Origin of the sequence: Streptomyces sp. BA2 (assembly GCF_009769735.1) — a bacterium.
Lineage (GTDB): Bacteria > Actinomycetota > Actinomycetes > Streptomycetales > Streptomycetaceae > Streptomyces.
Genome location: NZ_WSRO01000002.1, coordinates 5,610,574 through 5,622,770, shown reverse-complemented (window position 1 = coordinate 5,622,770; position 12,197 = coordinate 5,610,574). Strand labels below are relative to the sequence as shown.

Sequence of the window (12,197 nt, the reverse complement as noted above, 5' to 3'; positions counted from 1 at the left end):
GGCTGCGGACGGCCGCATTCAGCGCTCCCGCCAGCCCCGGAGCATCGCGTCGAACTGCTGGCGCGCCGTGTTCCAGTCGTCGGCGGGGGACGACATGTAAATCACGTACTCGACGCCGTCACGGCTGAGATAGGACTGTGAGATGGCGCGGCGCGGGCCCGCTGTCGTGTCGTTCGCCCCCGCCGTCCAGCTGAACTCCCAGAGCGCGCCGGGCCGGTCGCGGAAGGTGTTCTGGTCCAGCTGCAGCCGCTTGTAGCGGGGCAGTTTGACCTTGAGGTTCTTCTCCAGGTCCAGCTGGTGCGTGTAGGGGCTCTCCCACGTCGAGTTGCGGTCGATGGCGACGCGTACGAAGTGGCGGCCGTGGTCGGGCGTGTAGTCGATCTGGCTGCCGTCGGCCTCGCGCTCCCAGTCCTTGGGCAGCATCATGCTGAAGCCCTCGGCGTCGTGCACGCGCTGCCAGTCCTCGGGGATGCCGCCGACAGTCTTGCCCGGCCCTCCGTCGCTGGACTGCTGCGTACTGCCGTCGTCGCCGTCGGCGTAGTACAGGTAGCCGGCGGTTCCGCCGCCGAGCAGCACGACCGCGGCGACCGCCGCGACGATCGCGGGCAGCTTGCGGCGCTTCTGGGGGCTGGGCGGGGACTGGTGGGTGCCTTGGACGACAGTGCCGGAGGTGTGGGGTGCGGGGCCGGAGCCGTTTCCGTGGACGACGGTGCCGGGCTCAATGGGGTGGTGGCCGAACTGCGGGGTGTGGACCTGCGGCTGCGGCTGGTGCTGCGGCCGCGGGCTCGGCTGCTGGGGCGTGGCGTGGATCTGCGTCGGCACGTACGCCTCCGCCGCGCTGGGCAGTCGCCCCTCCGCCGCCTCGGCCAGCATCAGCTCGGCGACCTCCGCGGTCGGCCGGGTGTCCGGGTCCTTGCGCAGGAGGGCGCCGATGACCGGGGCGAGCGCCCCCGCGTACTCGGCCGGCGCGGGCTCCTCCGTGACCACGGCCTGCATGGTGCCCAGCGGAGACGTGCGCCGGAAGGGGGAGTTCCCCTCGACCGCCGTGTAAAGCGTGGCGCCGAGGGCCCACAGGTCGGACGCGGGCCCGGGGTTGGCGCCGCTGACCCGCTCGGGCGCCAGATAGTCGACGGAGCCGACGACCTCGCCGGTCCGCGTGATCGTCGTGTCCCCCTCGATCGCGGCGATCCCGAAGTCGGTGAGCAGGATGCGCCGGTCGTCCGCCAGGAGTACGTTGCCGGGCTTGACGTCGCGGTGCAGAACCCCGGCGGCGTGCGCGGCGCGCAGGGCCTTCAGGGTCCACAGGCCGATGCGGGCGGCCTCGACGGGGTCGATGCGGCCCCGCTCCTTGACGGCGTCCGCGAGCGAGCGGCCCTCGACCAGCTCCATCACGATCCAGGGGCGGTCGTCGTACTCAAGGACGTCGTGGACGGTGACGACGGCGGGGTGGTTGATCCGGGCGGCGGCCCGCGCCTCAGCGTGCGTACGGGCGAAGAGGATCGCGCGGTCGGCCTCCGCCACGAACTGCGCTGCCGTCAGTTCCTTGACGGCGACGGTCCGGTGCAGCACCTCGTCCTGTGCGCGCCACACCCGTCCCATGCCACCGCGGCCGATGGACTCTCCGAGCCGGTAGCGGCCCGCGAGGAGCAGGCCCTGCATCTGATTCACGATCCCCCGCAATGGTTCTGACATGGCACAGATTAGGGAGCGGTCGGCGTACGCGGAACCTCCGGGGGTGCTAGGAGACCTCACTGTGACGCGTGACGCAACGGCGACGGGCCGCTCGACGCACCCGAAGAGCGGTCAAATCCCGTACTCAAAGGGGCACATGATGACCTTCGGACGATCCGGCGACGTCAATCAGTGACTTGATAGGTCGACGAGGCCTGCTCATAGAGCCGGTCCACTTCATCACGCTCGGCCTCGGGCCCCCGGATCTGCACGACGTGGTACTTCCCGCCGACGATCATCGCGAGATTGCGTACGAAGATTTCGCCGCCGCCCGGTCCCTGCCAGGTGAACTGCCCCTCGCCCATGACCCGTCCGCCCACGTCGATCCTGCGCATTCCGGACGACTCCGCCCAGGTCGAGTCGCGGAACGGCTGCAGCTCGCGCTCGTGCTCGCGCTGGTACTTCATGGGGTCGCTGCCGTACTCGTCCGTGCCGTCACGCCCCGGCACGACGATCAGCTCGAAGTCGCCTTTCGTGTAAACGACCTGGCCCCGCCCGTTCTTGGGCTGCCGGTCCCAGCCGCTGGCGACAGCGACCCTGAAGCCCTCGGCGTCCTTGCGGAGCGTGAAGCCCTGCGGCACCTCGGGCCCGCTGGTCTGCGGCTTCTGCGAGCCGGGGCTCTTCTCGGGCTTGTCGCTGGGCTTACCGGACTTGCCGTCCTCTCCGCCGTCCTCGCTGGGCCGGGCGCTGGAGGTGCTGCCGGGGTCGGGCGCCTGGCTGGTGCCGGGGTCGCCCGCGGAGCCCGCGCGCTCGCCGCCCTCGTTCTCCCCCGCCTTGGGCATGAAGACCATGGCGTACGCGACCGCCGCGGCGAGGCCGACCAGGATGAGGAGGAGCAGGAGGCGCCCCAGGGAACGTGGCCGCCCCGTACCGCTCCGCTTGGGCGCGGGGGCCGTCCGCTTGGGCATGGAGACGGTCCGCTTGGGCATGGGCGCGGTGGCTGCCTGCCTGGCTTCCCGCCCTCGCTTGTGTTTGTGCTTGTGGCGCCCGTTCTGCCGGGAGTTCGGCAGGGGGGTGGTGGCCGCGGGCGCGGGGGCGCGCCGCTTCTTGCGGCGTACGAGATCACCGCGACGGCGTACGACGGGCAGCCGCCGGGCGTCGAACGGCGGCGCGGGCACGACGTTCGCACCGGCTTCCGGCTCGGGCGCGGAGCGGACCAGCGAGCGAAGCCAGCCGCTCAGCTCCTCGATGTCGAGCCGCTCGGTGGGGTCCTGCCGTAACAACGACTCGACGACGGGCCGGAGCGGCCCGCACTCCTCCGCGAAGGCGGGCGGCTCGGCGCACACCAGCTGGACGAGCTCGAAGGTGCTCTCCTCCGGGTAGGGCGCGTGACCCTGCACGGCCCGGAACAACAGCGCGCCCAGCGCCCAGAGATCGGTGGCGGGCCCGATGGGCGGGGCAAGCTGCCAGTTCTCGTGCACGGGCCCGGCCTGCTCGGGCGCCCACCGCTCGGTCACGCCCCCGACCACGGTCATCCGGGCGTGCCGGGCCCGCTCGGCGGCAAGAGCGGTGGCGGGCCCACGCCGCCCCCCACGCCGCTCGGCGACGAGGGCGTCCCAGTAGCTGTGGCCGGATGATGCCGGGGTGGCGGGTGCCGCGCCATGGCCGGAGCCAGCTCCCGGCCCACCAAGGCCAACTGCGGAACCAGACGCACCCGGACGCGAGACGGAACGGCCGGACACGGCCCCCGGCCCGCCCTGCCCCGAAGCCGAAGCGGGCAGCCCCTGCTCCCCACGCCCGCCCACGGAGCGGTACGCACCCGAACCCTCCGCGGGACGCCCTTGCCCACCACGGCTTTGCGCGGGGCGCGGAACACCGGAGCCATAGCTTTCCCCACCACGGCCGGAAGCGGGGCCCAAGTCACCGTAGCCAGAGCCCTCCCCACCACGGCCAGGCGCGGAACCCGCAACACCGTAACCAGCGCCTCGCCCACCACGAGCAGCCGTCGTGCTCTGCCCACCGTGGCTCGGCCCGGAACCCAGCCCCTCGTAGCCAGGCCCGGCGTCCTGCCCGCCGCGGCCGCCGCCCTCGGGGGCTACCTCGCCGCGGCCGGTCTCAAAGCCTCGCTCTGCCCTGCCAGGAGCGCCCTCTGCGGGGCCTCCAACACCCCTGCCCGCGCCGGAACTCCCCCTCGGCACAGCCCCGTGCCACGGCTTCGTACCCCCGACGCCGTACGGGTCCAGGATCCGCCCCGCAGCCTCGGCCTCGCCGCCGCTCCTGCCGCCCTCGTCGTACCCCTCGGCCCCCGCCGAGTCACCGCCTGCCCTGGGCCCCGGCAACTCCGGGCCCCGGCGCCCCTCGTCCTCGCTCACCCGCGCCGCGGCCCGCGCCCCGGCGCGATACGCGGCTATGGCGCTGGTCCGTGCGGCCCGCGCGTCACCCGCGGGCTCCGGGGGCTCCGAGGGCGCCGGGGCCGGGGCGACCTCGTACGCCTCATAGGGCCCGTACGCCTCATCGGGCTCATCGCCGCGCTCGTCCGCAGCGGGCTCGTCCGCAGCGCGCTCGTCCGCAGCGCGCTCGTCCGCAGCGCGCTCGTCCGCATCGGGCCCCCCGAAGAGCTCCTCAGGCCGAGGGTCGTACCCGCACAGCGCCTCTTCCGCCGCGCCCGCCGCGAGGCCCGTCAGGACCACCCGGCCGTCGTCGCAGACCAGGACCGTGCGAGCGGTGATGTTCCGGTGGACCCACCCATGCGCGTGCAGCACCCGCAGCGCCGTCACCACGTCCGACGCGACCTCAGCCGCGCGGTACGGACTCAGCGGCCGGTCCGCGAGCAGCGCGGCCAGCGGCCTCGCCGCCACCAACTCGCTGACTATCCACAGCGAACCGCCCTCGGCGAACACGTCGAAGACCTGGTCGAGCCGCGGATGGTCGGGAATCTGCGCGGCGGCCTGCGCCGCCTCTATCGCGCGGCGCACCGCCGGATCCGAGGGCCGCCGGGTCGTGCGCGCCGAAAGCCGCCGCACCGCCCCCGCGCTCACGAACCCTGCCGGAAGCTCCCCCTCCGGCAGGTCCCGCTCATCGAGCTCAAGCACTTCCGCGTCGACGACCTCGGGCAACGGCACCTGCCTGACCAGGACTTCCTGCCCGCTGTACGTGTCGAAGGCCCGCGTCTCCGCGAGTTCGTACTCATCCGCAGGAGGCAGCGGCAGGCGGTAGCGGTCGGCGAGTACCCGCCCCGCGTATTCGTCCACGACGCCTCCCCCGTCCGACCGGTGGTCAATTCCGTTCGCCTTATGCCCTGTTGCGGCTGCGTACGGTCCGCAAGCACTCACGATACGTGCCGGAGGCAAACCACATTGAGGGGATGCGAGATCTCACCGGATACACCGGACGCGTACCGCGGGCCCCCTCGATCGCTACTCGATCGCTACTTCTTCGGCTCGAACGACTTCGTGAAGGTCCGCCACGCGTCCTTGCGCTCGTCGCTGTCCCACTTGGCCGCCTTGGCCGTATACATCAGTCCGTAGCCCAAGTTGTCGTTCACGACGAAACCGCGGTCTATCGAGCGGTACTTCGTGCCGCCGTCGACGTACGTGAACTCCCAGTCGGCCGTGTTCCAGCCGCGGAAGTCGACCTTCTCTATCCGGATGCGCTTGTACTGCGACCGGACCATGTACGACTCCTGGTTCTTCCAGTCGCCCACAGGGTCCGACTTGGGCGTGGGAGTCCAGCCGATCAGCAGCTTCTGCCCGTCCGGCCCGGTGAAACGCGCGCCCGCGGCACCCGTGGACTGGTACTTCCACCCCTTGGGCAGCCCCACGGAGAAGCCTTGGGAGTGCTTGTACGTCGACTCGGCGCCGTCTTCCGGCTTCTTGCCGGAGTCGTCGCCACCGTCGCCACCGTCGTCGCCGCTCTCACTCGGATCGTGGCCGTCACCCGAACCGGGGCTCGACCCCGCACCCGCTTCCGTGTCGCCCTTGCCCTTGTCCTCCCCGGCGCCGCCGTCCTGCCCGGCGCCCTTGTCCTCCTCCTTCTCGCCGCTGCCCGCGGTCGCCCCGCTGGACGCGGCCTTGTCGCCGCCGTTCTTGCTGTCCCGCGCACCGCTCTCGTCCCCGTTGCTCAGCGCGAACGCGAGCACGGTTCCGAGCACGGCGAGCGCGAGGGCCAACGAGAAGATCACGAGCGTGCGCCGAGGCACCACGTCGGTGAGCGAGGCCCTGGGAGGCGCCGCACGTGGCGGCGTCGCGGGAACCGGCGGAGTATTCGAAGAAGCGGAGGCTCCTCCAGCCGCCCCGGAGCGCGAAGGCTTCTCCGTCACCGCCCCAGAAGCAGAGCCGGAACCGGAATTGGCACCGGAACCGGAAGCACCCGAACCGGCCCCCGCGCCCCGCGCGGTAGCCGCAGCCGCGGCCTTCCGCACCGACCGGAGCGCACCCTTCAGCCGCTCGGCGGCCTCCTCGCCCTTGCCACCGGAATCCGCGGAGGACCCGACGGTCCCAGAGGCCCCGGAAGACCCAGCCGCCCCGGAGGACTCAGCCGTATCCGCCGAACCAGCGGCCCCAGCGGCACCCACAGCGCCGCCACCGGCCACGCCCGCACGGCCGGAGGAGCCGCCCTTGCCCTTGCCCTTTCCGAACCGCTTCCCCACGCCGGAAGTCGGCGGCACCGGAGGCAGCGGCACGACCTTCGTCGCGTCGACCGGCTCCGGCTCGTCCTTGACCTCCGGCGCGTGAATCACGTCGATCAGGAGCGCCCGCGCCCCCGCGTCGTCGAGCCGCTGCTCGGGGTCCTTGGCGAGCAGGCCGTAGATGACCTTCTCCAACGGCCCCGCGTTCGTCGGCTGTTCGACGTCCTCGGTCATGACCGCGGTGAGGGTCGCGATCGCCGACCCCTTGTCGTACGGAGGCACGCCTTCCACAGCCGCGTACAGCAGACCGCCGAGCGACCACAGGTCGGCCGCCGGGCCCGGCTTGTGACCGCGCGCCCGCTCCGGCGAGATGTACGAAGGAGCGCCGACGAGCATGCCGGTGGAGGTGATCGACGGGTCGCCCTCGACCTGCGCGATGCCGAAGTCCGTGAGGACGACTCGCCCGTCCTCGGCGATCAGCACGTTCGACGGCTTCACGTCGCGGTGCAGAATTCCCTCGCGGTGCGCGGACCGCAGTACGTCGAGCACCGCGAGCCCGACCTCGGCCGCGCGCCTCGGCGTGAGCAGCCCGTCCTCGCGAATGGCCTCGGCGAGCGACTTGCCCTCGACCAGCTCCATCACGATCCACGGCCGGTCGTCCTCGTCGACCACGTCGTACACGGTCACCGCACTGGTGTTGCGGATCCGCGCGATCGCCTTGGCCTCACGCAACGTACGCGTGATGAGCCGCCGCTTCTCTTCCTCGTCGATGCTCGAGGGAAAGCGCAGCTCCTTCACCGCGACCGTACGGCCGAGTGTCTCGTCCTTGGCGCGCCAGACGGTTCCCATTCCGCCGCGGCCGAGCACTTCTCCCAGCCGGTAGCGCCCGGAGAGGAGACGTTCGCTCTTGTCCTGACGGGACTGACCCGTCTTCTCCGCGTCCGACATGCGTCCCCTCTGCTGCTACCGCTGCTACCCGCGCAACCCGCCCTGACAGAGCCTCCATTGTCCCTCACTCGGGGACCGGTCTACGCCCAGGGTCCAACGTCCCTCATGACGGGCTCCGTACAAGGAGGGACCGCCACGCCCAATCCACGGACACTGCTGGCCATACCCCTCGCGATGGCCCTTTTCGGCCTGACTTCCGCCAGTGCGCCGTTGGCCGCGAAACCGGCCCGGACGCCACTCTTCCGTCGCTCGTCACCCGGGGCAAGGCCCCCGCCGCGGCTCCACACTCGCCCACCACGAGATAGCGGACCCGGAACTCGAACGCACCCTCCTCACAGCCGAGTTCCACACGTAGCGTGGCGACTTGGCGTCCCGAAGGGGCGCGGGGAACGGCGCGACCAGCCGCAACGCACCCGCAGACACCAATCCGGTCAACCAGCGGAGCGCTAGAGCGGCACGATGTCCGGCGCCCCCAGCCTCGCCGCGTCCGCCGTCAGGTCGTCCGGCTGCCGCTGCGACTCCCGCTCCGCCTCCACCCTCTTCTCGTAGTGCTGGACCTCCTTCTCCACCTGGTCCTTGTCCCAGCCCAGGACCGGCGCCATCAGCTCGGCGCACAGCCGCGCACTGCGCGTGCCCCGGTCGAACGTCTCGATCGAGATGCGCGTGCGCCGGGTCAACACGTCGTCCAGGTGCCGTGCGCCCTCGTGCGACGCGGCATAGACGATCTCGGCGCGCAGATAGTCGTCCGCGGCGGGCAGTGGCTCGCCCAGGGTGGGATCGGCCGTGACGAGGGCGAGGACCTCTTCCGCCAGTGAGCCGTACCGGTTCAACAGGTGCTCCACGCGCACCACATGGAGCCCGGTGCGGGCCGCGATCCTGGCGCGCGCGTTCCACAGCGCCTTGTACCCCTCGGCGCCGACCAGCGGGATGTCCTCGGTGACACAGTCGGCGACCCGCTGGTCGAGGCCGTGCACGGCCTCGTCCACGGCGTCCTTCGCCATCACGCGGTACGTCGTGTACTTGCCGCCCGCGATGACCACCAGGCCCGGGGCCGGATGCGCCACCGTGTGCTCACGCGACAGCTTGCTCGTGGCGTCCGACTCGCCGGCGAGCAGCGGCCGCAGCCCCGCGTACACCCCTTGGACGTCGTCCCGTGAAAGGGGCACCCCGAGCACCGAGTTCACATGCTCGAGCAGATAGTCGATGTCGGCGCTGGACGCAGCGGGATGCGCCTTGTCCAGGTCCCAGTCGGTGTCGGTCGTCCCCACGATCCAGTGCCGCCCCCACGGAATGACGAAGAGGACGCTCTTCTCCGTCCGCAGGATCAGCCCGGTCGTCGAGTTGATCCGGTCCTTGGGCACGACCAGATGGATGCCCTTGGACGCCCTGACGTGGAACTGCCCCCGCTCGCCGACCATCGCCTGGGTGTCGTCCGTCCACACACCGGTGGCGTTGACCACCTGCTTGGCCCGGACCTCGTACTCCCCGCCGCCCTCGACGTCCTGCACCCGGGCGCCGACGACCCGTTCGCCCTCGCGCAGGAAGCCCGTCACGCGCGCGCGGTTGGCGACCTTCGCGCCGTACGCCGACGCGGTGCGCACCAGGGTGGCCACATAGCGGGCGTCGTCCATCTGCGCGTCGTAGTACTGCATCGCCCCGACCAGCGCGTCCTTCTTCAGACACGGGGCGACGCGCAGGGCGTGACGCCGGGTCAGGTGGCGGTGCATGGGCAGGCCGCGGCCATGGCCTCGCGACATCGACATGGCGTCGTACAACGCGACGCCCGATCCGGCGTAGATCCTCTCCCAGCCCTTGTGCTGCAACGGGTACAGGAACGGCACCGGCTTCACGAGATGCGGGGCGATCCGCTCCAGGAGCAGGCCGCGCTCCTTCAGCGCCTCCCGCACCAGCGCGAAGTCGAGCATCTCCAGATAGCGCAGTCCGCCGTGGATCAGCTTGCTCGACCGGCTCGACGTGCCCGACGCCCAGTCCCGTGCCTCGACCAGGCCGGTGGACAGGCCGCGGGTCACGGCGTCAAGTGCGGTGCCCGCACCGACCACTCCCGCGCCCACGACCAGGACATCCAGCTCCCGCTCGGCCATTCCCGCAAGTGACTCGGCACGCTCCGCCGGTCCCAAGGTCGCTGTCCTCACCGCTGCCTCCCGTTTAGCTGTCGGGTGTGGTCGCGCTCACATCATGCCCAGATTCTGGTCAGGTCCGCTGAGTTCGGCCGCCGCCTGTGGACAACCTCCGGCCAACCCGGGGCCAACACTCCGACGCCCGGCGCAGCGCAATGCCGCATAACGGTCATATTTACTCCTAGTCTGACATTGCGCTGGTCCACCTTGTCCACAGGACTTGCGCGCTCGTCCCGCTCCGGCTATTGGGAGGACGGCCCACCGCCATGCCCGCAGATCTCGCCGTCATCGGTCTCGGCCACCTCGGCCTGCCCCTCGCCCAGGCCGCCGTCTCCGGCGGCATCGCCACCATCGGCTACGACCCCGCGCGCGCCGTCGACCTGGCAGGCGGCCGCCTGCCCTGCGACGGCGCCGAGGGAACCCTCACCGCCGCCGATGTCCGCCGGATGCTCTCGGGGGGTTTCCGGCCCACCACCGACCCGGTCGAGCTCGGCAGGGTCCGCACCGCGGTCATCTGCGCTCCCACTCCTCCGGCGGCCGACCGCAGCCTCGACCTGAGCCAGGTGGCCGACGCCGCCCGCGCCCTGGCCGCGCGACTGCGCCCGCACACCACGGTCATCCTTGAGTCACCCGCTTACCCGGGAACCACGGAGGAATTCCTGCGCCCCATCCTCGAAGAGGGCTCAGGCCTGCGCGCGGGCCGCGACTTCCACCTCGCGCACTCGCCAGGACGCCTCGACCCGGGCAACCGCACCCACGGCTACGCCGGCACCCCCAAGGTCATCGGCGGCCTCACCCCGGCCTGCACCGAATCGGCCGCCGCCTTCTACGGCCGCCTCACCGACAAGGTCGTACGCGCGCGTGGCCCACGCGAGGCCGAGACCGTGCACCTCCTGGAGACCAACTACCGGCACGTGAACATGGCCCTGGTCAATGAGATGGCCGTGCTCTGCCACGACCTGAGCATCGACCTGTGGGACGTCATCCGCTGCGCCGAGACCAAGCCCTTCGGCTTCCAGGCCTTCCGTCCCGGACCCGGCGTCGGCGGCCACGGCGTCCCCCTGGACATCCCGGGCCCCGGCCGCGGCGCGCACCCCCTGCGCATGGTCGAACTGGCCCAGCAGGTCAACGACCGCATGCCCCGGTACGTGATCCAGCGCTCGGCGACCCTGCTCAACGAACACGGCAAGTCCGCGCGCGGCGCCCGCGTCCTGCTCCTCGGCGTCACCTACAAGCCCGACCTCGCCGACCAGCAGGGCTCCCCCGCCCAGGAGGTCGCGACCCGTCTGATGGAGATGGGCGCCGCCGTCAGCTACCACGACCCTTACGTCCCCACCTGGCGCGTGCTCGGCCATCCCGTCCCCCGCGCGGACTCCCTCTACGAGGCGGCGGCCGACGCCGACCTCACGATCCTGCTCCAGCACCACCGCACGTACGACCTACAGGGCCTCGCTGTGAAAGCTCAGCTGCTCCTGGACACCAGGGGCGCGACCCCGGCGGGCGCGGCCCACCGTCTGTAGCCGGGCACGCGCGCGTGCGGCTCCCCGCACACGAGTGGGGCCCGGACGCATCAGCGTCCGGGCCCCACCTCAGTCACACGCTCCGCTCAGCGCGGCGTCACCGCTTGTGCTGCGAGTCCGCGACCGTCACCTCGACGCGCTGGAACTCCTTGAGCTCGCTGTAGCCCGTCGTCGCCATCGCGCGGCGCAGCGCCCCGAAGAAGTTCATCGAGCCGTCCGGGATGTGCGAGGGACCGCTGAGGATCTCCTCCGTCGTGCCGACCACACCGAGGTCGACGCGCTTGCCGCGCGGCACGTCCTCGTGCACGGCCTCCATGCCCCAGTGGTGGCCCTTGCCGGGCGCGTCCGTGGCGCGGGCCAGCGGGGAGCCGATCATCACCGAGTCGGCGCCGCAGGCGATGGCCTTGGGCAGGTCGCCGGACCAGCCCACACCGCCGTCGGCGATGACGTGCACGTACCGGCCGCCGGACTCGTCCATGTAGTCACGGCGGGCGGCGGCGACATCCGCGACAGCGGTGGCCATCGGCACCTGGATGCCAAGGACGTTGCGCGTGGTGTGCGCGGCGCCACCGCCGAAGCCGACGAGGACACCGGCCGCGCCGGTACGCATCAGGTGCAGCGCGGCGGTGTACGTGGCGCAGCCGCCGACGATCACCGGCACGTCGAGCTCGTAGATGAACTGCTTGAGGTTGAGCGGCTCGGCGGCACCGGAGACGTGCTCGGCGGAGACGGTGGTCCCGCGGATGACGAAGATGTCGACGCCCGCGTCCACGACGGCCTTGGAGAACTCGGCGGTGCGCTGCGGGGAGAGCGCGGCGGCGGTGACCACACCGGAGTCGCGCACCTCCTTGATGCGCTGCTTGATCAGGTCGGCCTGGATCGGCGCGGAGTAGATCTCCTGGAGGCGCCGGGTCGCGTTGTCGGTGTCCAGCTCCGCGATCTCGTCGAGCAGGGGCTGCGGGTCCTCGTACCGCGTCCACAGGCCTTCGAGGTTCAGGACGCCGAGTCCACCCAGCTCACCGATGCGGATCGCGGTCTGCGGCGAGACGACCGAGTCCATCGGCGCCGCCAGGAAGGGCAGCTCGAAGCGGTAGGCGTCGATCTGCCAGGCGATCGAGACCTCCTTCGGGTCGCGGGTACGACGGCTAGGCACGACGGCGATGTCGTCGAAGGCGTACGCCCGGCGGCCGCGCTTGCCGCGCCCGATCTCGATCTCAGTCACGTGGGTGGCCCTTCAGCTTTCTTCGGTACTTCGCACTTCTTCGGCACTTCGGCACTCGGTCTGCCGCTCCA

The 12,197-nt window shown here is 71.5% G+C and carries 6 protein-coding genes; 1 reads left to right on the top strand and 5 read right to left on the bottom strand.

Annotation, left to right across the window (positions count from 1 at the left end):
* Positions 1-18 precede the first annotated feature (18 nt).
* The 4 genes from E5671_RS28250 to E5671_RS28235 form a co-directional block, all read right to left on the bottom strand.
* Positions 19-1,659, bottom strand: a complete 1,641-nt coding sequence (locus E5671_RS28250) for a serine/threonine-protein kinase (protein WP_160510456.1) — start codon at positions 1,657-1,659, stop codon at positions 19-21.
* Between the two features lie 197 nt (positions 1,660-1,856).
* Positions 1,857-4,922, bottom strand: coding sequence for a protein kinase (locus E5671_RS28245; protein ID WP_160506707.1), 3,066 nt, complete (start codon positions 4,920-4,922; stop codon positions 1,857-1,859).
* A gap of 176 nt (positions 4,923-5,098) precedes the next feature.
* Complete coding sequence (locus E5671_RS28240) at positions 5,099-7,246, bottom strand: protein kinase domain-containing protein (protein ID WP_160506706.1); 2,148 nt, start codon at positions 7,244-7,246, stop codon at positions 5,099-5,101.
* A gap of 446 nt (positions 7,247-7,692) precedes the next feature.
* The gene (locus E5671_RS28235; protein ID WP_160506705.1) at positions 7,693-9,399 is read right to left on the bottom strand and encodes an FAD-dependent oxidoreductase; all 1,707 of its coding nucleotides are present in this window, start codon (positions 9,397-9,399) and stop codon (positions 7,693-7,695) included.
* Between the two features lie 251 nt (positions 9,400-9,650).
* Between E5671_RS28235 and E5671_RS28230 the strand changes: the two genes are divergently transcribed.
* Complete coding sequence (locus tag E5671_RS28230) at positions 9,651-10,904, top strand: nucleotide sugar dehydrogenase (protein ID WP_160506704.1); 1,254 nt, start codon at positions 9,651-9,653, stop codon at positions 10,902-10,904.
* A 97-nt stretch (positions 10,905-11,001) separates the two neighbouring features.
* Here the strand turns inward: E5671_RS28230 and E5671_RS28225 are convergent, their stop codons facing one another.
* Positions 11,002-12,126, bottom strand: a complete 1,125-nt coding sequence (locus E5671_RS28225; protein ID WP_160506703.1) for a GuaB3 family IMP dehydrogenase-related protein — start codon at positions 12,124-12,126, stop codon at positions 11,002-11,004.
* Positions 12,127-12,197 lie beyond the last annotated feature (71 nt).